This is a genomic window from Dickeya zeae NCPPB 2538 (assembly GCF_000406165.1).
In the GTDB taxonomy this organism is placed as follows: Bacteria; Pseudomonadota; Gammaproteobacteria; order Enterobacterales; family Enterobacteriaceae; genus Dickeya; species Dickeya zeae.
Map to the genome: position 1 here is coordinate 2313467 of NZ_CM001977.1, position 22929 is coordinate 2336395.

A 22929-nucleotide genomic window follows, 5' to 3' on the forward strand; every position below is an offset into this window, starting at 1 on the left:
CAGCCAGCCTCCCCTCGTCGTGTGGGTTGCCATCGCATGAAGAAGACGCGCAGAAGATCCGATCGCTGCTGTAAAAAAAACGCCGGTTTCCCGGCGCATTTTAGCGTAACCGACCGCGCGCGAGGTTGAGCCTCGTGCTACTCACCTGCAGGGCATTCTGACTGATATGACAGTGCGTAATGGCAATCGCCAGTGCATCGGCAGCATCTGCCTGCGGGTTAGCCGACAATTTAAGCAGCGTTTTCACCATGTGTTGTACCTGGCTTTTTTCCGCCGCCCCCGTGCCGACCACCGTTTGCTTTACCTGCCGGGCCGCATATTCAAATACCGGCAGTGACTGATTTACCGCTGCAACAATGGCCGCACCGCGCGCCTGACCCAGTTTTAGCGCCGAATCCGCATTGCGAGCCATAAACACCTGCTCGATAGCGAAATAGTCGGGTTGAAATTGGGTGATGATTTCGCTGACACCAGCATAAATCAGCTTAAGGCGTGTAGGCAGATCATCTACCCCAGTACGAATACATCCACTGCCTAAATAGGTTATCTGCCGTCCCTGCTGGCGGACAATACCGTAGCCGGTCACACGGGAACCGGGGTCGATACCGAGAATAATACTCATCGTTCTTCCCCAGTCACCCGTTGAAAGGAAGGGACTGCCATTACAGCAGTGCCGCTACCTCGTCGGAGATCTCACCGTTGTGATAAACCTCCTGAACGTCATCGCAATCTTCCAGCATGTCGATCAAACGCATCAGTTTTGGTGCGGTCTCTGCATCCATATCGGCTTTGGTAGACGGAATCATCGATACTTCAGCAGCCTCAGACACCAGACCAGCGGCGTCCAACGCATCTTTTACCTGACCGAAGATTTCCCACGGCGTAAACACGTCGATGGCACCATCATCATAGGACACCACATCATCTGCACCGGCTTCCAGCGCCGCATCCATCACCGTATCTTCATCCAGACCCGGAGCATAAGAAATTACGCCTTTCTTGGAGAACAGATAGGACACCGAGCCGTCGGTTCCCAGGTTGCCACCGCATTTGGTAAAGGCATGACGCACTTCAGACACGGTACGATTACGGTTGTCACTCAGGCATTCCACCATCACCGCTGTGCCGCCAGGGCCGTAACCTTCATAAATGATGGTTTCCATGTTGGCGTCTTCATCGCCACCCACACCGCGCGCGATCGCACGGTTCAGGGTGTCGCGCGTCATGTTATTGGATAGCGCTTTATCGACAGCAGCACGCAGGCGCGGGTTAGAACCGGGATCGCCGCCGCCTAAACGGGCTGCGGTAACCAGCTCGCGGATAATTTTGGTGAAAATTTTACCGCGTTTAGCGTCCTGTGCCGCTTTGCGATGTTTAGTGTTGGCCCACTTACTATGACCTGCCATAAAAATCTCCGAAAAAAGCCTGTTATTCCCTAACGTTATCGGGTTGCCGCGTTGCAGCACCCCAAAAGCGGTTAAGGCCGGGCTGGGCAAATAACAAATTCTTCAATCGCCTGCCGGTTGCTCCAGGATTTGGTCAACCGCGCCGCATCGGGTGCATCCAGCCATTGGTAAGCCAGATGCTCACTGATTTCTACCTGACGTTCATCGGGCAACGCCAGACAGAACCAGTGTTCCAGGTTATGCGTCACGCCTGGGGCATAGCGACGTCTCAAATGAGCAAAAAGCTCGAATTCCACACGGCGTTGACAGTCAAGCAACGACAACGCCTCAGCGGCGATGTCGATGTTAACTTCTTCTTTCACTTCACGCTGTGCGGCACATCGCGCGCCTTCATCCTCTTCCAGGCTGCCGGTAACCGACTGCCAGAAATCCGGATCATCACGCCGCTGAAGCATGAGCACCCGCCCCGTGTTCTGGGCATAAATCACCACCAACACCGAGACAGGTCGCTTATAGTTCATCTTACTGATTCTCTGCATCCTGCGCGGCTTTGCCCTTACCCACCACTGCAATGGATAACTCCTCCAGCGCAGACGGGTTCGCGAAGCTCGGTGCTTCGGTCATCAGGCAGGCTGCTGCTGTGGTTTTCGGGAAGGCAATCACGTCACGGATATTGTCGGTACCGGTCAGCAGCATCACCAGACGATCAAGCCCAAACGCCAGACCGGCGTGCGGCGGCGTACCAAATTTCAGGGCATCCAGCAGGAAGCCAAATTTTTCGCGCTGTTGCTGTTCGTCGATACCGAGAATACGGAACACCGTCTGCTGCATCTCACCGTTGTGGATACGCACGGAACCACCACCGACTTCATAACCGTTCAGCACCATGTCGTAAGCGTTAGCGATAGCGGCTGTCGGGTTGTCTTTCAGCTCCGACGGAGACATATCACGCGGTGCCGTAAACGGGTGATGCATTGCGGCCAGACCGCCTTCGCCGTCATCTTCAAACATCGGGAAATCGATGACCCACAGCGGCTGCCAGCTGTTTTCATTGGTGATCTTCAGATCACGGCCCAGCTTCAGGCGCAGCGCGCCCAGTGCGTCCGTGACCACTTTCGCGCTATCAGCACCAAAGAACAGAATATCGCCGTCATCGGCAGCGGTACGTTCCAGCAAGGCGGACAGAATGCCGTCGTTCAGGAACTTGGCTACCGGGCTCTGGATACCCTCAAGCCCGTTAGCCTTCTCGTTAACCTTGATGTAAGCCAGCCCTTTAGCGCCGTAGATTTCGATAAATTTGGCGTATTCATCTATCTGCTTACGGCTCAACTGTGCGCCACCCGGCACACGAATCGCGGCTACACGGCCTTTGGGGTCGTTAGCTGGGCCAGAAAAGACTTTGAAATCGATATCTTTCAGCAGGTCAGCCACATCCACCAGTTCCAGCGGGTTACGCAGGTCAGGTTTGTCGGAACCAAAACGACGCATGGCTTCTGCGAAAGTCATGATTGGGAAATCGCCCAGATCCACCCCTTTCACTTCCAGCCACAGCTCACGCACCAGTTTTTCCATCACTTCGCGCACTTGTGGCGCGGTCATGAACGAGGTTTCCACATCGATCTGGGTGAATTCTGGCTGACGGTCGGCACGCAGGTCTTCGTCACGGAAGCATTTGACTATCTGATAATAACGGTCAAAACCAGACATCATCAGCAGCTGTTTAAACAGCTGCGGCGACTGTGGCAACGCGTAAAATTTTCCCTTGTGCACACGGCTTGGCACCAGATAGTCGCGAGCACCTTCCGGTGTAGCTTTGGTCAGCATCGGCGTTTCGATATCGAGGAATCCGTGGCTGTCCATGAAGCGGCGTACAAAGCTGGTAATGCGGGCGCGGGTTTTCAGACGCTGAGCCATCTCAGGGCGGCGCAGGTCAAGGTAACGGTATTTCAGGCGCGCTTCTTCGGTATTGTTCTGGTTAGAGTCCAGTGGCAGCGGTTCAGCACGGTTGATGATGGTCAGTGCTGTCGCCAGTACTTCTACTTCGCCGGTCGCCATGTCTTTGTTGATTTGAGTGTCCGGACGGGCACGCACTACACCAGTCAGTTGGATGCAGAATTCGTTGCGCAGCTCGGAAGCCAGATTAAATGCCTCCTGACGGTCCGGGTCGAAGAACACCTGCACCAGACCTTCGCGGTCGCGCATATCAATAAAAATCAACCCACCCAGATCGCGGCGGCGATTGACCCAACCGCACAACGTCACTTCCTGGCCCACATGGGACGAATTCAACAGCCCGCAATATTCAGTACGCATTACGATGTCCTTTTACACCGCCGCCGGTGCTCTGTTTCGCTTGCCAGATGGCAACGATAAGAATCGGTGAACCGGTCGGCATGGTTTTTCTGGATTACAGTCCAATGAAAAAAGGGGGGCATTATAAAGGAATTTCCCCACAACGATAAGTATGATGGTAGCGGTCTGCGGGCCGCCCCGCATACTCTTTTTTGTTTTTTACCGTGCATTTGCCTGCTGGTTACACAATTGCGGGGTATTATGCTAAAACCCTGTTACATCCGCTGTCATAAAGACGGATAGCCTCAGGGTATTGGATCGCAGAGAAACCTATCAGGACAAGGGCTTATGTATATTGGTTTACCGCAGTGGCAACATCCGGGTTGGACCCGGCTGGGCCTGCGCGATCTGGCGGATTACGCCCGCTATTTCAACTGCGTGGAAGGAAACACCACCTTTTATGCGTTGCCGTCGGCCGAATCGGTGTTGCGCTGGCGCGACATGACCCACGACGATTTTCGCTTCTGTTTCAAATTTCCCTCTGCCATTAGCCATCAGGCCGGTTTACGCCATTGCCAGCAGCAAGTGACAGAGTTTTTCCACTGCCTTGAACCTCTGCACCCTCGCCTGGGGCAACTGTGGTTACAGTTGCCGTCCGCGTTTGGACCCGACCAGGAAGAAACGTTGTGGCAGTTCCTGGACGGACTACCAACAGGGTTTTGCTACGGGGTCGAGGTGCGTCACCCGCTGTTTTTCGCTAAGGGTGATGATGAACGCCGCATCAACCAAGGGTTGCACCAGCGTTGCATGAACCGGGTCATTATGGACAGTCGGCCCGTGCACCATGCCGCACCGACCAGCGACGTGATACGCGATGCTCAACGCAAAAAACCCAAGGTACCACTGCACGTCGTGCGCACCGCCGATGCCCCCTTAATTCGATTTATTGGCAATGAAGACGCCGACGACAATCTCCGCTGGTTTACGCCGTGGATAGACAAACTGGCGCAGTGGCAATCACACTCGCCTTATCTGTTCATCCACACGGCAGGCACCGCCAGCGCCCCTGAGCTGGCACAACGGCTGTGGCCGCTTCTGAGCGCTGTCATTCCGAGCATGCCGCCCTGTCCCGACTGGCCGCAGCAGACCTCGCTATTTTAAATAGCTGTCGCTTAACACATATCGGTTTAAAAAGCGTGTATTGAAAATGTTTTTTGAAGATGATGCATTGAAGAGACTGTTTTAGCGCATTATTTCGCCACGCGGGCGCGTGTTTACTGTCATTGGCTTCTATCACAATTTCTTATCAACAGAATTGGATATCCGACAATTTTACCTACAATATCTTCGTGTTATGCGGTCAACAGACAAGCTATGATAACAGCCGCCGTTTATGGTCAGGCAATGGAGTAAAAAATGGTAAGCGCGCTTTATGTGGTGCTCAGCGCATTGTTGTTAGTGAAATTATCGGTTGATGTCGTAAAACTGCGGATGCAATACCGGGTGGCTTACGGCGACGGCGGGTTTTACGAGTTGCAGACTGCCATTCGCGTTCACGGTAACGCGGTCGAGTACATCCCCATCGGTGGGTTACTGTTGGTACTGATGGAGATGAACGGAGCCATGAATGCGATGATTCATCTGTGCGGTATCATGCTGTTGCTCGGTCGGCTGTGCCACTATTATGGCCTGCGCCACCGCGAGTTGAACTGGCGACGTTCCGGCATGATGGCCACGTATGTGTCGTTGCTGCTGATGATCCTGTTCAATCTCTATTATCTGCCCTGGGAGTTGATACTGACCCTGCGTTAACCCCATTCATTATTCACGGTAAGGCATCCCCGCCCGCTTATAGTGATGTCTTACCGCTTTTCTCTCATACATCTTTGTGCCATCTTTCTGCTAGAATGCGCGCCTGTTCTTCCCTGTATGTATGTTTCCTGCTATGTCAAACCGCGATATGCTTTTTTCCGCGCCCATCGCCAATCTGGGTGACTGGACGTTTGATGAACGCGTCGCTGAAGTGTTTCCAGACATGATTCAGCGCTCTGTTCCTGGCTATTCGAATATTATTTCCATGATCGGCATGCTGGCGGAGCGCTTTGTCCAGGCGGACACCCAGGTCTATGATCTTGGCTGTTCTCTGGGGGCGGCCACCTTGTCGATGCGTCGCAACATTCATGTCCCCGGTTGCCGTATCATCGCTGTGGATAATTCGTCGGCGATGGTGGCACGCTGCCGCCGCCATATTGAAGCATTCCGTGCCGAGACCCCCGTAGACGTTCGCGAAGCGGATATTCTGGATATCGACATCGAAAATGCGTCACTGGTTGTGCTCAATTTTACGTTGCAATTTATCCCGCCTGAACAGCGCCTGCTGCTGCTAAAACGCATCTGGCAAGGGTTACGTCCCGGTGGCGCGTTGGTCCTATCGGAGAAATTCAGTTTTGACGATGCTTCTATCGGCGAATTGCTCTTCAATATGCATTTGGATTTCAAACGTGCCAACGGCTACAGCGAGCTGGAAATCAGCCAAAAGCGCAGCATGCTGGAAAACGTGATGCTCACCGATTCGGTTGATACCCACAAAGCCCGGCTGCGTGAGGCAGGCTTTGCACACAGCGACGTATGGTTTCAGTGCTTCAACTTCGGCTCTTTGCTGGCGCTAAAAGCGGAGCCACAACCATGATCGATTTCGGTAATTTCTATCAACTGATCGCCAAAGGGCCGCTTAGCCACTGGCTCAACACGCTGCCACCCCAGATCAGTCAATGGCAGCAGGAGTCGTTGCACGGCGAATTCAAGCACTGGTTCAATAGCGTTGCACATTTGCCTGTGCTAACGCCCGACCAGCTCGACCTCACCCACGGCGTGACCGCCAGTCTGGACACACCGTTGTCGGTGCGTCACCAAGCAGGTATTGAACGCCTGCTACGCAATCTGATGCCCTGGCGCAAAGGTCCGTTCTCGCTCTATGGCGTGACTATCGACACCGAGTGGCGTTCTGACTGGAAGTGGGATCGCGTTCTGCCGCATATCAGTTCGCTACAGGATCGGCTGATTCTGGATGTGGGCTGCGGCAGCGGTTATCACTTGTGGCGCATGGTCGGTGCCGGTGCCAAACTGGCCGTCGGCATCGACCCGATGCAACTGTTTCTGTGTCAGTTTGAAGCGGTACGCAAGTTGCTGGGTGACGATCAACGTGCGCACCTGCTGCCATTGGGCATTGAACAACTCCCGGCGCTGGCGGCGTTTGATACTGTCTTCTCGATGGGCGTGTTGTACCACCGGCGCTCACCGCTCGACCATCTCTGGCAGTTAAAAAATCAGTTGGTTACCGACGGAGAACTGGTGCTTGAAACGCTGGTAGTGGAAGGTGATGAGAATACGGTGTTGCTGCCGGGCGAACGTTACGCTCAAATGCGCAATGTCTATTTCCTGCCTTCGGCTGCCGCACTCGCTCGCTGGCTGGAAAAATGCGGTTTTGTCGACATCCGTATCGTGGATCAATGCGTGACAACGCTGGAAGAGCAACGCCGCACCGGCTGGATGACAACCGGGTCACTGGCGGACTTTCTTGATCCACATGACCGCAGCAAGACGGTCGAAGGCTATCCTGCGCCGTTACGTGCGGTACTGGTTGCACGCAAACCCTGACCGGGCAACCCGACAGGTAAAAACAGAGCGGCGCGACATGCCAGCCGATAGATAATGACTGGCATAATCTCGCCGCCCCACTGCACAGAATGTTCAGTTGCGATGCTTGACGATCATATTAATGGCCGCTTCTTCGGTCATATCGGTACTTTGGATCTCGACCTGAATGTCCTGATTGCTGGTTTCATTAAAAAGCGTCGTATTACCAACGGTATGAAAATCACCAGTTACCGTGTCTCCCCTTTCCACCTCATAAATATCCAGCAATTTGGCAACGATAAACCGCTCTTCAGGATCGCGGATAACGATGAGACCAATGCGATGCTCATGATGCACAACGACTCCACGCATAACAGGATTCCTTTTGACTGTTGAGATAGTAAGCAGCATATCACCGGCTTAGAATGATAAAAGATAAGCGCATAACAATTCAGTGCATTTTTGGGTATGGATCACGTTCGATGGCGTAATAATCGCTGCACCAACTCTGCATTACGCGAGTGGCTGCATCACAACTTATAGCAGAAAAAAGCCCCGTTATAGCAGAAAAAAAGCCCCGACAAAGCGCCGGGGCCTGGTACTCGCAAGCAGACCGATAAAGGGAATGCTGCGCGGCAAAGGGCATCGGAAGAATACCTGATGGAGCCCCCCACGGGGTATCTACCATCTAGGAAGCGGATGTCGCAGAGGGAGCCGTTTGCGGGCTCAACGCGTTTTTCATGGCCGCGACGACATCGCCATCAACACAGTAATGCTGGAACTCATCCATGTCGGTTTCAGAGCAGAGCGTGACGCCTAATTTGCGATAACGCATCGGCGAAGGTAGCCACTGGCCTGCGGATGTATGTAACTCCTGAATGCCGCAGGCGCGAAACTTGTGCAAATTAGTCAGACGCACCCCAGCTCCAGCCATAATGATTGGACCACAACTGGCCTCATTAAGTTCCCGTAATAGCGTTAAACCATTTTCGGCACTTTGCTGTTGTCCAGATGTCAGCACCCGGGCAATCCCTAAATCCGTCAGTTGATTCAGCGCCAGACGCGGATTCAGACACATATCAAATGCACGATGAAACGTGACCGCTACCCCGTCACACCGGGCCATCACCTGCCGCATCCGCGCGATATCAATGTGCCCTTCTTCATCCAAAACGCCTACAACCAACCCAGGAAAACCCATCGCCTTAATCTGATCAATGTCATACAGCATGGCGTTGAATTCCTGCTGGCTGTAGCAAAAATCCCCTCCACGCGGTCGAACCATCGGATGTACCGGAATAGATAACATTTCCCGTGCACAGCGCAGCACACCGTACCCTGGCGTTAAGCCTCCCTCACGCTGTGCAGCACAGAGCTCTATTCGATCCGCACCTGCCTGCTGTGCCGTCAGTGCGCAGTCCAGGCTGTAACAGCAGACCTCCAACATCGGCATACCCCCTCCTTCGAAAAAATAACCAAACCGGAAAAACGCCAGACTTTCCGAAACAATTGCCCGCTCATCATGAGTTGGCCGTATGGAACACGGCCTAATACTGGCATCCCCTCGCAGGTGGCGAAGAGAGGCATGTCACACTGGTGACAGCATTTACACGTGGAATATGACGCGCCACACAGTTTACTAACCATTTACCGGCAACCAATAGCATGTCATTGATGGCAGACCATTTGTTATATGTGGCGTGGTGAGTTGTATGGCGCTTAACGGGACTTAACCTACTGGCTGGTGGACTGTTCGCTGGCCACGATGTCCTGAATGCGATAGGGATGGAATTTTAACGTGACGCGGCCATTGGTTACCGCCAGCGTTGGGTTGGGCAGTCGTTCATGCTCGCCTTGAGGGTGACTGAATTTCAATTTAATACCGGGTGCCGTCAGGGCTGCATCCGACAAACAGGACAGTGCGCGGGGATGAAATGTCGCCGGGTCGCCGGGCAATACCAATTCCACATGCTCCCACCCTTCATGCGGGTAATGCCGATTGCCTGGCCAGGGTAACTCCACGCAATCAATCTGCCACGGCCCAACGGTTAATGGCTGGTGCAGCGTGAACAGACAAATTGTTCGGCCATTAATCACGTTTTCCGATAACAAGGTACCACAAGCCAGTAATGCGGTACGCCAGTGCTCAGCGGTACTGTTTTGATGACAACGCAGGGATATGTGGTCGGCTTCAAACGCAGCCAGATCAAGCTCAAGCTGTTGCGCGAGTTGCTGGAGTTCTGTCGTAAAGCGGGAAAGATCATTCATTAAGGAGGGGGGAAGCGTCGACGGTAACAGAGCGGTCATTATTTCCTCATTAACCTGAATAAAATGTTTATTCAGTATAATTTAACATAGGCAGAATAACCGCCATCTTTTTTATGCTTTTTGTATCAAACAATGCTGACATTAGCCCCCTATTCTTGTCTTTTCATGTCATCATTGACAATGTTGGACAAACTTCATTTCAATCAAACAATAATACCAACAGGCACTATTAACAAAATGAAAGAAATATAATATAAATTACAATTCATTGATTTTAAATGATTTTAAAAACCAGATGAGAGTATTCTTAAATATTCTCTGTAACATTGAGAAATAAACAAAAAGCAGATAACTTCGAAACTCCCCACTCTCCACTAAATGACTGAAGGGCATTCATCATGTTACTAATAACGTTCTCTATGCTGGTTGTCATTGCTGGCTATTCTCTGTTCCGTCATTTCAAAACGATACAGAGCACACGCCTGAGTACGGATCGTCGACACAGACGGCGCTAAGTTTTTTTTATAATTCCCTCCCTTCATTATTCCGGCTTGTCGGTAAGCCGTGTGTTTTACCTTAATTCTGACTATCGATAATGACAGCAAGTATCTTGCCGCATTATCAGGCACTGTATTTATTTTTTATTGCCGCCCCGCCCGGGGCGCTTGTTATGCAGCTCTGCTGACTACACCCCCCAAATATGGTATAAAGAAAGGCTTGATTCGTCATTTAGGGTAAACCGGTGAATATTCAGGCTCTTCTTTCAGAAAAAGTCCATCAGGCAATGATTGCGGCGGGCGCGCCCGCTGACAGCGAAGCAATGGTTCGCCAGTCAGCAAAAGCGCAATTTGGTGATTATCAGGCAAACGGTATCATGGCTGCCGCCAAAAAATTAGGCATGCCACCGCGCCAGTTAGCCGAAAAAGTCGTTAACACGCTGCAATTGGATGGCATTGCAGCCAAGACAGAAATTGCCGGTCCCGGTTTCATCAATATCTTCCTCGATTCCCAGTGGTTGTCTGCCCAACTGGAGCACGCGCTAGCGGCACCGAAACTCGGTGTTTCACCGGTTGAGCCGCAAACTATCGTCGTTGACTATTCTGCTCCCAACGTGGCGAAAGAGATGCACGTCGGCAACCTGCGTTCCACCATCATCGGTGATGCAGCCGTGCGTACACTGGAGTTTCTCGGCCATCATGTTATCCGTGCCAACCATGTCGGCGACTGGGGTACACAATTTGGCATGCTGATCGCGCATCTGGAAGATGTCCAAAATGACAGTACCCAAGACCTGGAGCTGGCTGACCTGGAAGCCTTCTACCGCGAAGCGAAAAAGCAGTACGACGACGATGAAGTCTTCGCTGAGCGGGCGCGTGGTTATGTGGTGAAACTGCAAGGCGGCGACGAGTACTGCCGTTCAATGTGGCGCAAACTGGTCGACATCACCATGGTGCAGAACCAGCGCAGTTATGACCGCCTGAATGTGTCATTGACGCCAGAGAATGTCATGGGTGAAAGCCTCTATAACGCCATGCTGCCTGACATCGTCGCGGACCTGAAAGCCAAAGGGCTGGCAGAAGAAAGTGAAGGTGCCATCGTCGTCTATCTGGATGAATACAAAAACAAGGAAGGCGAACCGATGGGCGTCATCATCCAGAAAAAGGATGGCGGCTACCTCTACACCACCACCGATATTGCCTGCGCGAAGTACCGCTACGAAAAACTGGGTGCCAATCGTGTGCTGTATTACATCGATTCTCGCCAGCATCAGCACCTGATGCAGGCCTGGAGCATCGTACGCAAAGCCGGTTACGTGCCGGAATCCGTCAGCCTGGAACACCACATGTTCGGCATGATGTTGGGTAAAGACGGTAAACCGTTTAAAACCCGTGCGGGCGGTACCATCAAATTATCCGAACTGCTGGATGAAGCCTACGAGCGAGCACTGACGCTGATTGCCGGTAAAAATCCGGAAATGGAACGTACCGAGCTGGAACAGCTGGCGCAAGTGGTCTCCATCGGCGCGGTCAAATACGCTGATTTGTCGAAAAACCGCACCACTGATTACATCTTCGACTGGGATAACATGCTGGCGTTCGAAGGGAACACCGCGCCGTATATGCAGTACGCCTACACCCGCGTGTCGTCTATTTTCAAACGTGCTGGCGTGGAAGAAAACAGTCTGACGCAGCCTATCGTCCTGACGGCTGAACATGAGCAGGCGCTGGCTACCCGCTTGCTGCAATTCGAAGAGACTGTAACGACCGTAGCCCGCGACGGTACACCGCATGTGATGTGTGCTTATCTCTACGATCTGGCTGGGTTGTTCTCCGGTTTTTACGAGAACTGCCCGATTCTCAATGCTGACAACGACAGCACGCGCCAAAGCCGTCTCAAACTGGCACAGCTGACCGCGAAAACGCTGAAAACCGGCCTGGATACGCTCGGCATCCAGACCGTTGAGAAGATGTAATTATCCGAACCCTGGCCGACATCCACTACGTGATGTCGGCCAGTCTCAGTAAATGATTCGATTATCGTTAACCGTTACCTCATCCCAACAGACAGACGGGGTGCGGATACCTCGCCAAACTGTTGACGCTCCCCGCCTGCATTCAACCGAAAGATCTCTACCAATTGACGCAACCGTGCCGCCTGATCGTTGAGTGACTCTGCCGCTGATGATGCCTGTTCCACCATAGCGGCGTTTTGCTGCGTGACGGCTTCCATCTGGTTAATCGCCACGTTGATCTGGCTGATGCCACGGCTTTGCTCTTCCGATGCTAGCGACATCTCCCCTACCAGCGATGATGCATTGGTGATCAAGGTTTTGACATTGCTGATGGCATCGCGCACATCATCAGCCTGCTGCGACCCGTTTTTCACCGCCCCAATAGCATTATCGATGAGCGTCTTGATTTCTCTGGCTGCTGAAGAAGAGCGCTGCGACAATGTGCGCACCTCACCGGCTACCACAGCGAAACCCCGGCCATGCTCACCGGCACGTGCCGCTTCCACCGCGGCATTAAGCGCCAGAATGTTCGTCTGAAAGGCGATACCTTCGATTAACGTGGTAATCTCAGCGACTTTTTCAGAACCGGAAGCAATCGCCTTCATCGCCTGCATCATACGTTCCACCGAGTCGTCACCATGAGCAACGGCATCTGCGGCTTGCTGACCAAGACTATTGGCCTGACGGGCATTTTCGACGTTACTTTCTACAGTAGAAGAAATTTCGTGCATGCTGGCAGCGGTTTGCGCCAGTGATGCCGCCTGCTCTTCAGTACGTGCAGAAAGATCGATATTCGCTGCGGCGATTTCGTTAGATGCGGTCGCCACGCTCTCGCTGGCCGTACGCACATCTGCCAGCACAGTCGCAAAACGCTCGGTCAGGCTATTAAGCGCCTGTGCCGTTTTACCGATTTCATCGTGACGACTATCATCTGCTTGCAATGTCAGGTCGAGACTGTCGCTAATCGTCAGCAAAGTATGCTGCAAGTGGTTGAGGCTACGACGGACATAAAACAGAATCATCAACGCTAGCGTGCCCGCTACCGCGACCGAAACAATGATCAACCCGATAAAGGTATACAGCGCCGTGTTATAGCTGTCTTTATTCGCTTTCTCCTGATTGCTGGCCAGTGTCAGATTGTATTCACGCTGCTCCTGCAAAGATTTGACCAGTGCCTGCTCAGTCTGCTTTTTAGCACCTTCCGCTGCGGTGTCTATTTTCTGAATAGAGCCATCTTTATAAAGCGTATCAATGGACTGACGATAGGATGCCAACAGTTGGATAATGTTGTTGGTCATCTGCGCGTCACGATCATCAGCAATATAGTTCTGCTTATAGTCCGCCATGAACTTATCCACGCTCGCCAGCTTATCCATAGCCGATTTCAGTTGAGCGGAGCGTTGGGCCTGATCTTCAATTAGCGGCAGAGCAACGAGTGCTGCCCTCACCTCCCGTATATTGATGTTTGAGGTCGACAATAACGTTAGGCTGGGTAAGACATTCCCCGTCACAAACTCAACCCGATCTTTCGAATCCCCGAGTGCCTTAATGCCGTACCCACCCACCCCAATGAGCGCCAGTACGAAAATCATGATAGCTATCGCTAGCTTTTGAAAAATAGTCATCTTTTCTTCCTTTGTTTACTAAAGGTTATCGTGTTTTTATTTAAAGAATTAGCCATATATACACTGGCAACTCATTATCAGTGAAAAGCGTTACAACAAAAAGCAAATTCACTTATTAAACAGTAATATAAAAGACATTCACCCAACAAAAATAGCTTAAAACCTGATCTTTACTGAATAGGTTATTTGTGAAGCTCTCGGCTTAACTGATCAGAAAATCTAAACAAAATAGTAAAGGTCAGTTGATGTGCTATTTTTTTAGGAAACGCCAGAATAAAAATGGAACCCTAAAAGGCAGGAATTCTCTGCAGGCGGCGGGTCAGACCACCTGCAGAACGCAAGAGCGGACAAGAAAAAGAGAAAAATCAGAGACTACGGCGGGAAAAATCTTTCGGGCGGAACCCCAATACAGCCAGCGAAGCAAAGTAGCTGCCAGCACCCACCACCACAACCAGCAGCAGGCGTAACAGGCGCTCCGTCATGTTGCCTTGCGCCCAGGGAGGCATCCACAGGTTCAGCGCCAGCAGCACCAGCGACATCACAACAACCGCCGTGACCATTTTAACCAGAAACATTGTCCAACCCGGCTGAGGTGCAAACAGACGCTGACGGCGCAATTGCCAGAATAGCAACCCGGCATTGATGCAGGATGCCAGACCAATCGACAGCGACAACCCGGCGTGTTGCAGCGGGCCGATAAACATCAGGTTCATCAGTTGGGTCATCACCAGTGTCGCGATACCTATTTTTACCGGCGTTTTAATGTCCTGCCGTGCGTAAAATCCGGGCACCAGCACTTTCACCAGGATCAAGCCCATCAGCCCGATGGAGTAAGCCACCAGCGCCCGCTGGGTCATCATGGCGTCAAAGGCGCTGAATTTACCGTACTGAAATAACGCAACGGTCAGAGGCTTAGCCAGCAACCCCAGCGCGACGGTGGCGGGCAACGCCAGCAGAAAGCAAAGCCGCAGCCCCCAATCCAGCAACCGGGAATACTCCTGGTGATCGCCACTGGCGACACTTTTCGACAGCGAGGGCAGCAAAATCGTCCCCAGGGCCACACCCAGTACACCGGATGGGAACTCCATCAACCGGTCGGCGTAATACATCCAGGAAACCGCGCCCTGACTCAGGAATGAGGCAAAAATAGTATTGATGATCAGGGAGATCTGGCTGACTGAGACGCCAAGAATAGCGGGTGCCATCAGCTTCATTACCCGGCTGACACTAGGATCGCGAAACTTGATACGCGGCAATACCAGCATGCCGATTTTTTTCAGGTGCGGCAGTTGATAGCCCAGTTGCAGTACCCCGCCGACCACCACCGCCCAGCCTAATGCCATTACCGGTGGATCAAACCAACGCACACCCAGCAATGCAAAACCGATCATGCTGACGTTCAATAAGGTCGGTGCAAACGCTGGCACGGAAAAACGGTTCCAGGTATTGAGAACCGACCCGACCATCGACGTTAGTGAAATCAGCAGAATATAAGGAAAGGTCACCCGCAACAGTGCCGATGTCAGCTCGAAACGCTCCGGCGTGGAGGCAAACCCCGGTGCCGTCACCATGATGACCCAGGGCGCGGCAATCATCCCAGCGACCGTGACCAGCGCCAGGATCAGCGTCAGCATACCGGCAACATACGCCAGAAAGGTACGGGTTGCCTCTTCGCCTTGCTGGCTCTTGTACTCCGCCAGAATCGGCACAAACGCCTGAGAAAACGCGCCTTCGGCAAAAATACGTCGCAACAGATTAGGCAGTTTGAACGCCACAAAAAAGGCGTCGGTCGCCATACCGGCACCAAACACGCGGGCGACAATGGCATCACGCACAAAGCCCAACACACGGGAAAGCATGGTCATGGAACTGACCGCAGCCAATGATTTCAATAGATTCATTCAGTTGTTCTGACTATGGGAAAGAGAGAGATGGCAGGGCAAAACCGGCTCAGCCGCCATGTCCACGACGGTCAAACCGCCCGCGATACGTCATGCCGACAGCCACAATGCTGACGGTCAGGTGCGGCTATCGCGGCACACAGCCTAGTCGATTGTACCGCCAATAGCCACATGGACACCCTATGGTCGCTGCTTTTTTCAGCATTCTCTCAGCAGCGAGTCGATCAACCGCTGTGCATACAACGCCTGATCGCCTGAGGTCAACGGCGGCGTCTGTGAAACCACCGCTTCAATAAAATGTCGGACAGCGCCGGTAAAGCCACGTTGCTCCAGCGTGCTCTGCCAGGAAGGCGCGGGACGAAGTACCACAACCCCCTCACGCTCTTCACGCCATCCCCGCAGGTTATCCACCTGATACCAGCCGCCGTCATTGATCAACTGAACGCTTTCCCGCTGGCTACCCGCCTGGCGATGCATGCTGGTGGTGATCAGGGTATGCGCGGTCTGGAACTGATGTTCGGCGTACACCATCTGCCCTTGCGGGTTACACCGTATCCGGCCAGCGCACAGCGTGGCGGCCGTATCCGATGTGTGTGCCAGCCACAGTGCGGTATCCACCACATGCAAATAGTCATCCAGCAAGGTAAATGCCAGCGGCTGCGGACCGACATTATCAACACGATGTTTTTCCATGCGCAGGCTATCCGGCAACGCCTGCACCTGTCTCAGCCGTTGGTAGAGCGGCGCAAAGCGACGATTGAAGCCTACCATCAGCAGCAGATGACGGCTGGCAGCCAACGCGACCAACTCTTCCGCCTGCGCCAGCGTTTCTGCCAGCGGTTTATCCACATAAACGTGTTTACCTGCTAGCAGTAGGGTTTTAACCACCTCGTAGTGGCTGGCGGTACTGCTATGCACAAATACCGCGTCACACTGGCGGCCCAACTCAGCCAGAGAGGAAAAGCAGGTTATGCGGTACTGTTGGCATACCTGTCGGGCGCGCGCCTGACCCGGCGACCAGGCCCCTGTCAGTTGCCAATCGGTAGCCTGAGACAAAATCGGTAAATAGGCTTTACGGGCGATATCCCCTAACCCCACCACACCAATACGCAAAAGTGTCATGCTGTTCTCCCGCCTTCCCGCTTATTGAGTGGTATCAGGCAAGGCGTGCCTGTAACGCAGCCAGTTGCGCACGCAGTTCAGCCACCTCATTTTCCAGCGCGCACACCCGTGTGGCCAATGTGCCATCTACCGATGCGGACGATGCCGACACGTCGTCCGACTCAGAAGACGACACCGCGTCATCAACCTCGCCGCTAAACAGATGCATAAACCGGCTTTCACGTTTACCTGGCTCCCGCGCCAGCCGCACGACAAACGGCCCGTCTTCCCGCTGTTGCAGATGATGTAATACGTTCTCCACCTCGTCCATATCGGCAAACTCGTGCAGACGAGCCGCACGGGTACGCAGCTCACCCGGCGTCTGAGCGCCCCGTAACAACAAGGTCGTGACCAATGCCACTTCAGCACTTGAAAACTTCAGATCACCAAATTCGGAGTTACAGAAACGGTGTTCATATTTCATCACCCGGTTGCCAAAACCGCTGACGGTACGAAGAAAATGCCGTTTAACCAGCAAATCCAGCGTTTGTTGGACCTCGCTTTCGCTCAGATCCATGACCGGTTCCCGGTTGGTTTTCTGATTACAGGCGGCGGTCAGTCCATTGAGGGACATCGGATACTGTTCCGGGGTGGTCACCTGTTTTTCCAGCAGGCAGCCAATAATCCGCGCTTCGCGGGGCGTCAGTTGGTATTTCATGGGTTCATCCTCATTAATATCCGTAGCTCCGCGCGCTTAACGCATCGGCGTCCATTCATTATTAGTCAGGGCAGTCAGCACGTGATCCTGCCATTTACCATCAATCAACAGGTAGTTCTTGGCGTAACCTTCCTTTTCGAACCCCAGACGCGCCAACAGGTTACCGCTACGCTGATTGTGCGGCATGTAGTTAGCCATAATACGGTGCATATGTTGCTGGCGTTGCATGTAGCGCAGCGCAGATTGCAGCGCCTCATACATCATGCCTTGTCCCTGCCACTTTTGGCCCAGCGAATAGCCGAGGTAGCAGGCGTGAAAAGAGCCGCGCAGCACATTGCTGAAGTTCGCAACACCACGCACCTCGTTTTCATCCGGGTCCAGCAGCAGAAAGTAGTAGGCGCTACCCTGTTTGTGCATATCGCAAATCACGCTTAGCCGCGCCTGCCAACCGGAAGGATAACAATGGCTGGCATCGCGCACCGGCTCCCAGGGTTTCAAAAAATCACGGTTTTCCGCGTAATACTCAGCCAGACGCCAGGCATCGCGTTCGTGCGCCAGACGGACCACCAGCCGATCCGTAGTCAGACGGACTCTGGGTGTCGTTGAGCGATAGCCAAACATGCCTTCCCCCTCAGGTGACGGATTATCGATGAATAACTTTTATTAATGTGATCAACGCCAATGAACGTCGTCACAGGATAAACAACTAATAGCGCTTACTATAACCACATAAATTCCATAGCGTAAAATCATGACCGCTGAGTTATTGCACAATCGATACGCCGTCATGACTTTTTTTCTTAAATTGTTCGTCAGATAACAGTTGAACGATAAAAAAATTTATTAGCAGGATCCCCTATCGCCATCACGCAATCGGCGAGAGAATGGAATGGTTATCTTTTACCTTCCTCTCTTTCTGCCTCGTGGTGAAACATGTCGTTGATGGCACAGGCTCGCAGCCTGGGTAAATATTTTCTGTTGCTGGATAACATGCTGGTGATACTAGGTTTCTTCGTAGTGTTCCCGCTCATTTCCATCCGTTTTGTCGATCAACTTGGCTGGGCTGCGCTCACCGTCGGGATTGCGCTCGGCCTGCGTCAGTTCACCCAACAGGGACTCGGTATTTTCGGCGGCGCGATCGCCGATCGTTTCGGTGCCAAACCGATGATCGTCACCGGCATGCTGTTGCGTGCCTCTGGCTTTGCGTTCATGGCGCTGGCGACGACTCCGTTGATGTTGATGCTCTCCTGTGTGCTCTCCGCACTGGGCGGGACGCTGTTCGAACCACCCCGTAACGCCATGGTGATTAAGCTGACGCGCCCCCATGAACGCAGTCGCTTCTTCTCCTTGTTAATGATGCAGGATAACGCTGGTGCGGTGATTGGCGCGCTGATCGGCAGTTGGCTGATGCAATACAACTTTTCCGTGGTGTGCTGGGTCGGCGCAAGCGTATTTGTATTGGTAGCTTTGCTGAACGCGTTGCTATTACCCGCCTATCGTATTTCAACCACCCGCACCCCAATCCGCGAAGGCATGATGCGGGTCATGCGCGACCGGCGTTTTGTGGTCTATGTACTGACGCTGACCGGCTATTTCATGTTAGGCGTGCAGGTACTGTTGATGATGCCGATCATGGTCAACGAACTGGCCGGTTCGCCGTCTGCGGTAAAATGGATGTACGCAATCGAAGCCGCGCTGTCGCTGACGCTGCTTTACCCCGTCGCCCGCTGGAGCGAAAAACGCTTTCGACTGGAACAACGGCTGATGTTCGGGCTGTTCATCATGACCCTGAGCCTGATCCCGATGGGGATGGTCACCAGCCTGCAATGGCTGCTGGGCTTAATCGCCCTGTTTTACATTGGCTCTATCATCGCGGAACCGGCGCGGGAAACGCTGGGGGCATCATTGGCTGATGCCCGTGCCCGCGGCAGCTATATGGGGTTTAGCCGTATGGGGCTGGCACTGGGCGGCGCGCTGGGTTACAGCGGCGGCGGCTGGTTGTTTGATACCGGAAAAGCGCTCGGCCAGCCAGCCTTACCCTGGTGCATGCTGGGTATCATCGGCATGCTGACTCTGGCGGCCCTCTACTGGCAGTTCCACTTAAGACGTATCGAACCGGCTATGCTGAGCGAGCATTGATCGCAGGTTGGTTTAACATCCCAAACGGGGCGTCACATCGCCCCGTTTTTTGTCTTCAATTTCCAGCTGTTGCCGCACACATTGCGCATGGACGAGCCGACGCTGACAATAGATAATCCCCTTCGACACCATCATCACAGTTGCGTCCAATGCGATGCTGCTCAACCCAAGGAGTTCCGGTATGAAACTGTTTATTTATGAACATTGTCCTTTCTGCGTGAAGGCACGCATGATTTTCGGTCTGAAGCAGTTACCGGTGGAACTGTGCGTGTTATCTAACGATGACGAAACCACGCCGATTTCGATGGTCGGTCAGAAAATGGTGCCGATTCTGCAAAAAGAGGACGGCAGCTATATGCCGGAAAGTCTGGACATCGTGAAATACGTTGATGAGCTGGACGGTAAACCGGTATTGACCGGTACTACTAATCCGGCGATTGATGCCTGGATTCGTGGCGTGTACGACTACGCACCGCGTCTGCTGATTCCCCGTTTCTCCCAGGCTGATTTTGAGGAATTCGCGACAGAAGCCGGTCGTCATTACTTCATCAACAAAAAAGAGGGACAAATCGGCAGCTTCGCGACCCACTTTAGCCAGACTGATATCCTGACAAAACAGCTGGAAAGTGATCTGCAGGCCCTGGCCCCGTTAATTGTCTCATCACAGGCTTGCAATGGCACACTGTCACTGGATGATATCAACCTGTTCCCCTTGCTGCGTTCGCTGACTATCGTTGCTGACGTCAATGTCCCGGCGGCTGTCGCCACCTACTGCGATACGATGTCTCAGCTTGCCAACATCGATCTGCTGATCGAACAGGCACAATAACCCCTGTCGCCGCCGCCCGACGGCGGCGTTTAGGTATATTCCGATTGGCGATATCAGCGGAATAACGCACCCTGCCGACAGGCCTCGCACGGCGGGGTCCATTACGAAAAACAAGAGGTTATAACAATGAGAAAATCGGGACTGGCCGCTCTGGCGCTGTTGGGGACGTTACTCATCAGCGGTTGCAACCAGTTGGCGCAATACAGCCTGAGCGAGCAGGAAATCAATCAGTATTTGCAACAGCATAATGACTACCAGAAGCAGCTGGGTGTTCCCGGTGTGGTGGACGCACACATTACGCTGACTGACCTGGCCAGCCAGATTGGTCGCACGGAACCCGGCAAAGTCACGCTGAGCGGCAACGCGAAAGTGGATATCAGTTCCCTGCTGGGAAAACAGCAGGCAGATATGAAGCTGACGCTCAAAGCTCAGCCAGTATTCAACAAGGATGAAGGTGCCATCTACCTGAAAGATATGGAGCTGGTGGATTACAGCGTTCAGCCAGAGAAATTACAAACGGTGATGCAAACGCTGACACCCTACCTGAACCAATCGTTGAAGAGCTATTTTGACCAGAAGCCCGCCTATGTGCTGAATCCAGAGCACAGTAACAAAGAGGCACTGGCGAAAAAATTAGCTAAAGGTATCGAGGTAAAACCCGGTCAACTGGTTATCATGTTGACCGATTAAATGGGGAACACCCAGCCTGGCTGGGGTTTTCTACAAGCAAGAAAGCGGGTGGCATGTGCCACCCGTTTTTCATTCTTCAGACGACTCATCATCCGTTTCGTCGCCTTCTGCTTCCGCCAGCTCGTCACGCATCACGTCCAGCGCTTCACGGCAAATAATCGCCAGCGTACGATAAAACGCCGTCGTGGCATGGCTTTCCACCTTGCCCAGAAAGCGATCGCTCCACGGCAACAGATAGTTATCGAAAAACGCTGACTGCGCGGCCGTTTCATCTTCCTGCGCCTGATCTTCCAGCCAGGAGGCGGCCAGCAGCAATGCGCCAAAGTGATCGATCGGCCCTTCGCCTAATGGCATACCGCGCTGTTGTAAAAACGCCCGAACTTCAGCTTGCGGTGCGTCCGGCTCCCAACTGGAACGCCATGGCGACACCGAGGGTTCTGCGCCGAACAAGGCCTCGTAATCCGCACTCATCGCCGATAAATCGATACTGCGCTGCCAGCGCGCCATCAACGCATCCTGCTCTAGCGGCCATTGTTGTGCCAGCTTGCCCTGCTCAATCAGGGTAAACAACGGTGCCAGCAGCGGATCCTGTGGCGAGCGTTTAAACAGCGTGCCGAGAATACGGCACACCACGGAAAATTCATTCATCTCATCAACCTGTAAAAAGATATGACTGCGCGATTCAGTGACAACGTCACAGATCGGCAAACTCCGGAATGGCCGGTCTCCCGCGCAGCTCCAGAAAATCCAGCACCCGGCGCGGGCTGACATTCAACACGCGATCCTGTGGAAAATCAACGTCTCGCATAATACGCTCACAGTGTGGAAACTCACCCAGCGACCAGGCGATATGAGAATCGGATCCCAACGCCAGATAACCACCCGCGTCGCGCACCGCTTCGGCTACTGCCCGGCAATTCGCCTCACTGCCTTTGCGGGAATGGGTAAACGAGGAATTATTCAATTCCAGCGCCACATTATATTTCGCGGCCGCCTGAGCAACCGCCTGAATATCAATCGGGAATTTTGGGTTGCCGGGATGACTAATGATATGGACTGATCCTTGAGCCATCGCGGCAATCATCGCTTCGGTGTGGATATCACGGTTTGAGGGGGGAAACACCGGCTCATGAAAACCAGCGATAATCACGTCCATACACTCCAGCATCGGCCCGGTGCAGTCGATGTCGCCTGCCAGATTCTTAATATTCGCCTCAATACCACGCAGGATACCGACCCCCTCCACCATTCGCGGCCATACACGCATATTGATGAAATGCCAGTGATGCGGTGCATCCGCCATATCCGGGCCGTGATCGGTAATGGCGAACAGGCGGATCTGTTTGGTTTTGGCTTCTGCCACGTAGTCATGCAGGGTGCTGTAAGCGTGGGTGCTGGCGACGGTGTGCATGTGTAAATCGACGGGGTACATGGTTTCTCCTGACTCGGCATTGATAAGCAAGCATACCATTTATCCCGCACTGGCACAGCCGAGGCAATGATGGGATAACGACAAATTAACAGAAATGAAACATGCACGATTTTCCCCCATCGTGGCGGAGAGCTGACAGACAGAAATGGCGACTAAAGCAGCAAATTGCGCTAAGTTTGGCTAAACGCACGCTTTTATGAAAGAAGTGTGTTGACGCTGCTGCGGATTTTCCCTAGAGTAGCGCCCCGTTGCCGCTGCTGGCGATGATCCGGTGAGGTGTCCGAGTGGCTGAAGGAGCACGCCTGGAAAGTGTGTATACGTGAAAACGTATCGAGGGTTCGAATCCCTCCCTCACCGCCAGATTAAAAACAAACACACAC

At 53.1% G+C, this 22929-nt stretch carries 22 protein-coding genes and 1 tRNA gene; 9 read left to right on the plus strand and 14 right to left on the minus strand.

Translation table 11 applies throughout. From position 1 onward, the window contains the following. Positions 1-100: 100 nt before the first annotated feature. The 4 genes from ruvC to aspS all read right to left on the minus strand — a co-directional run bounded on the left by ruvC (position 101) and on the right by aspS (position 3719). Positions 101-622 (minus strand): crossover junction endodeoxyribonuclease RuvC, encoded by a 522-nt coding sequence (ruvC, locus tag DZE2538_RS10085; protein ID WP_012884869.1) that lies wholly within the window; start codon positions 620-622, stop codon positions 101-103. Between the two features lie 40 nt (positions 623-662). Next, entirely contained in the window at positions 663-1406 is a 744-nt protein-coding gene (locus DZE2538_RS10090; protein WP_012884870.1) for a YebC/PmpR family DNA-binding transcriptional regulator, read from the minus strand. Positions 1407-1477: 71 nt separating this feature from the next. Further along, a complete protein-coding gene (gene nudB, locus DZE2538_RS10095; RefSeq protein ID WP_038916251.1) occupies positions 1478-1927 on the minus strand; it encodes a dihydroneopterin triphosphate diphosphatase in 450 nt (149 codons plus the stop codon). Between the two features lies 1 nt (position 1928). Then, positions 1929-3719 carry an aspartate--tRNA ligase gene (aspS, locus tag DZE2538_RS10100; RefSeq protein WP_023639791.1) on the minus strand — a complete coding sequence of 597 codons (1791 nt, stop codon included), beginning with the start codon at positions 3717-3719 and terminating at the stop codon, positions 1929-1931. A gap of 327 nt (positions 3720-4046) precedes the next feature. Here aspS and DZE2538_RS10105 point away from each other — a divergent pair, with 327 nt between their 5' ends. The 4 genes from DZE2538_RS10105 to cmoB all read left to right on the plus strand — a co-directional run bounded on the left by DZE2538_RS10105 (position 4047) and on the right by cmoB (position 7355). Then, positions 4047-4859, plus strand: a complete 813-nt coding sequence (locus tag DZE2538_RS10105; protein ID WP_038916252.1) for a DUF72 domain-containing protein — start codon at positions 4047-4049, stop codon at positions 4857-4859. A gap of 255 nt (positions 4860-5114) precedes the next feature. Beyond that, positions 5115-5510, plus strand: coding sequence for an MAPEG family protein (locus DZE2538_RS10110; RefSeq protein WP_012884874.1), 396 nt, complete (start codon positions 5115-5117; stop codon positions 5508-5510). A 133-nt stretch (positions 5511-5643) separates the two neighbouring features. After that, positions 5644-6387 (plus strand): carboxy-S-adenosyl-L-methionine synthase CmoA, encoded by a 744-nt coding sequence (gene cmoA / locus DZE2538_RS10115; RefSeq protein ID WP_016941240.1) that lies wholly within the window; start codon positions 5644-5646, stop codon positions 6385-6387. Further along, entirely contained in the window at positions 6384-7355 is a 972-nt protein-coding gene (gene cmoB / locus DZE2538_RS10120; RefSeq protein WP_038916253.1) for a tRNA 5-methoxyuridine(34)/uridine 5-oxyacetic acid(34) synthase CmoB, read from the plus strand. The genes cmoA and cmoB overlap by 4 nt, the downstream gene beginning before the upstream one ends. 93 nt (positions 7356-7448) lie before the next feature. Here the strand turns inward: cmoB and DZE2538_RS10125 are convergent, their stop codons facing one another. The 3 genes from DZE2538_RS10125 to DZE2538_RS10135 all read right to left on the minus strand — a co-directional run bounded on the left by DZE2538_RS10125 (position 7449) and on the right by DZE2538_RS10135 (position 9641). Continuing rightward, on the minus strand, positions 7449-7745 hold the full coding sequence (locus tag DZE2538_RS10125; RefSeq protein WP_019845003.1) for a hypothetical protein: 297 nt from the start codon (positions 7743-7745) through the stop codon (positions 7449-7451). A gap of 277 nt (positions 7746-8022) precedes the next feature. Further along, positions 8023-8787 carry a copper homeostasis protein CutC gene (cutC, locus tag DZE2538_RS10130; RefSeq protein ID WP_019845002.1) on the minus strand — a complete coding sequence of 255 codons (765 nt, stop codon included), beginning with the start codon at positions 8785-8787 and terminating at the stop codon, positions 8023-8025. A 281-nt stretch (positions 8788-9068) separates the two neighbouring features. Next, positions 9069-9641 (minus strand): VOC family protein, encoded by a 573-nt coding sequence (locus DZE2538_RS10135; RefSeq protein WP_038914027.1) that lies wholly within the window; start codon positions 9639-9641, stop codon positions 9069-9071. Positions 9642-10344: 703 nt separating this feature from the next. On the opposite strand from DZE2538_RS10135, the gene argS reads away from it, so the two are divergent. Further along, entirely contained in the window at positions 10345-12075 is a 1731-nt protein-coding gene (argS, locus tag DZE2538_RS10140) for an arginine--tRNA ligase (RefSeq protein WP_019845000.1), read from the plus strand. Positions 12076-12149: 74 nt separating this feature from the next. Here argS and DZE2538_RS10145 read toward each other — a convergent pair whose 3' ends face one another. The 5 genes from DZE2538_RS10145 to rimJ form a co-directional block, all read right to left on the minus strand. Beyond that, complete coding sequence (locus DZE2538_RS10145; RefSeq protein ID WP_038916254.1) at positions 12150-13739, minus strand: methyl-accepting chemotaxis protein; 1590 nt, start codon at positions 13737-13739, stop codon at positions 12150-12152. A 365-nt stretch (positions 13740-14104) separates the two neighbouring features. After that, positions 14105-15640 carry a murein biosynthesis integral membrane protein MurJ gene (gene murJ / locus DZE2538_RS10150; protein ID WP_019844998.1) on the minus strand — a complete coding sequence of 512 codons (1536 nt, stop codon included), beginning with the start codon at positions 15638-15640 and terminating at the stop codon, positions 14105-14107. 198 nt (positions 15641-15838) lie between these two features. Next, the gene (locus DZE2538_RS10155; protein WP_038916255.1) at positions 15839-16762 is read right to left on the minus strand and encodes a Gfo/Idh/MocA family protein; all 924 of its coding nucleotides are present in this window, start codon (positions 16760-16762) and stop codon (positions 15839-15841) included. 34 nt (positions 16763-16796) lie between these two features. Then, complete coding sequence (locus DZE2538_RS10160) at positions 16797-17459, minus strand: YceH family protein (protein ID WP_038916256.1); 663 nt, start codon at positions 17457-17459, stop codon at positions 16797-16799. A gap of 36 nt (positions 17460-17495) precedes the next feature. After that, entirely contained in the window at positions 17496-18080 is a 585-nt protein-coding gene (gene rimJ, locus DZE2538_RS10165; protein WP_013317780.1) for a ribosomal protein S5-alanine N-acetyltransferase, read from the minus strand. Positions 18081-18392: 312 nt separating this feature from the next. On the opposite strand from rimJ, the gene mdtH reads away from it, so the two are divergent. The 3 genes from mdtH to DZE2538_RS10180 all read left to right on the plus strand — a co-directional run bounded on the left by mdtH (position 18393) and on the right by DZE2538_RS10180 (position 21117). After that, complete coding sequence (gene mdtH, locus DZE2538_RS10170) at positions 18393-19598, plus strand: multidrug efflux MFS transporter MdtH (RefSeq protein ID WP_019844995.1); 1206 nt, start codon at positions 18393-18395, stop codon at positions 19596-19598. A gap of 181 nt (positions 19599-19779) precedes the next feature. Then, the gene (gene grxB / locus DZE2538_RS10175) at positions 19780-20427 is read left to right on the plus strand and encodes a glutaredoxin 2 (protein WP_038916257.1); all 648 of its coding nucleotides are present in this window, start codon (positions 19780-19782) and stop codon (positions 20425-20427) included. A gap of 126 nt (positions 20428-20553) precedes the next feature. Further along, on the plus strand, positions 20554-21117 hold the full coding sequence (locus DZE2538_RS10180) for a lipoprotein (protein ID WP_016941208.1): 564 nt from the start codon (positions 20554-20556) through the stop codon (positions 21115-21117). A 69-nt stretch (positions 21118-21186) separates the two neighbouring features. Here the strand turns inward: DZE2538_RS10180 and DZE2538_RS10185 are convergent, their stop codons facing one another. Further along, positions 21187-21765 carry a TorD/DmsD family molecular chaperone gene (locus DZE2538_RS10185; protein ID WP_038916258.1) on the minus strand — a complete coding sequence of 193 codons (579 nt, stop codon included), beginning with the start codon at positions 21763-21765 and terminating at the stop codon, positions 21187-21189. Between the two features lie 46 nt (positions 21766-21811). After that, positions 21812-22549 carry a phosphatase gene (locus DZE2538_RS10190; RefSeq protein WP_038916259.1) on the minus strand — a complete coding sequence of 246 codons (738 nt, stop codon included), beginning with the start codon at positions 22547-22549 and terminating at the stop codon, positions 21812-21814. A 270-nt stretch (positions 22550-22819) separates the two neighbouring features. Between DZE2538_RS10190 and DZE2538_RS10195 the strand changes: the two genes are divergently transcribed. Then, a tRNA-Ser gene (locus DZE2538_RS10195) sits at positions 22820-22909 on the plus strand. Positions 22910-22929 lie beyond the last annotated feature (20 nt).

Bases quoted from the DNA above. Each gene is read 5' to 3' on its own strand.
- DZE2538_RS10185 (WP_038916258.1), bottom strand. From the start codon at position 21,765: ATGAATGAATTTTCCGTGGTGTGCCGTATTCTCGGCACGCTGTTTAAA.
- cmoA (WP_016941240.1), top strand. From the start codon at position 5,644: ATGTCAAACCGCGATATGCTTTTTTCCGCGCCCATCGCCAATCTGGGT.
- cmoB (WP_038916253.1), top strand. From the start codon at position 6,384: ATGATCGATTTCGGTAATTTCTATCAACTGATCGCCAAAGGGCCGCTT.
- DZE2538_RS10110 (WP_012884874.1), top strand. From the start codon at position 5,115: ATGGTAAGCGCGCTTTATGTGGTGCTCAGCGCATTGTTGTTAGTGAAA.
- ruvC (WP_012884869.1), bottom strand. From the start codon at position 622: ATGAGTATTATTCTCGGTATCGACCCCGGTTCCCGTGTGACCGGCTAC.
- nudB (WP_038916251.1), bottom strand. From the start codon at position 1,927: ATGAACTATAAGCGACCTGTCTCGGTGTTGGTGGTGATTTATGCCCAG.
- DZE2538_RS10145 (WP_038916254.1), bottom strand. From the start codon at position 13,739: ATGACTATTTTTCAAAAGCTAGCGATAGCTATCATGATTTTCGTACTG.
- cutC (WP_019845002.1), bottom strand. From the start codon at position 8,787: ATGCCGATGTTGGAGGTCTGCTGTTACAGCCTGGACTGCGCACTGACG.
- aspS (WP_023639791.1), bottom strand. From the start codon at position 3,719: ATGCGTACTGAATATTGCGGGCTGTTGAATTCGTCCCATGTGGGCCAG.
- mdtH (WP_019844995.1), top strand. From the start codon at position 18,393: ATGTCGTTGATGGCACAGGCTCGCAGCCTGGGTAAATATTTTCTGTTG.
- DZE2538_RS10160 (WP_038916256.1), bottom strand. From the start codon at position 17,459: ATGAAATACCAACTGACGCCCCGCGAAGCGCGGATTATTGGCTGCCTG.
- DZE2538_RS10155 (WP_038916255.1), bottom strand. From the start codon at position 16,762: ATGACACTTTTGCGTATTGGTGTGGTGGGGTTAGGGGATATCGCCCGT.
- DZE2538_RS10090 (WP_012884870.1), bottom strand. From the start codon at position 1,406: ATGGCAGGTCATAGTAAGTGGGCCAACACTAAACATCGCAAAGCGGCA.
- DZE2538_RS10180 (WP_016941208.1), top strand. From the start codon at position 20,554: ATGAGAAAATCGGGACTGGCCGCTCTGGCGCTGTTGGGGACGTTACTC.
- DZE2538_RS10135 (WP_038914027.1), bottom strand. From the start codon at position 9,641: ATGACCGCTCTGTTACCGTCGACGCTTCCCCCCTCCTTAATGAATGAT.
- grxB (WP_038916257.1), top strand. From the start codon at position 19,780: ATGAAACTGTTTATTTATGAACATTGTCCTTTCTGCGTGAAGGCACGC.
- DZE2538_RS10105 (WP_038916252.1), top strand. From the start codon at position 4,047: ATGTATATTGGTTTACCGCAGTGGCAACATCCGGGTTGGACCCGGCTG.
- DZE2538_RS10190 (WP_038916259.1), bottom strand. From the start codon at position 22,549: ATGTACCCCGTCGATTTACACATGCACACCGTCGCCAGCACCCACGCT.
- DZE2538_RS10125 (WP_019845003.1), bottom strand. From the start codon at position 7,745: ATGCTGCTTACTATCTCAACAGTCAAAAGGAATCCTGTTATGCGTGGA.
- rimJ (WP_013317780.1), bottom strand. From the start codon at position 18,080: ATGTTTGGCTATCGCTCAACGACACCCAGAGTCCGTCTGACTACGGAT.
- murJ (WP_019844998.1), bottom strand. From the start codon at position 15,640: ATGAATCTATTGAAATCATTGGCTGCGGTCAGTTCCATGACCATGCTT.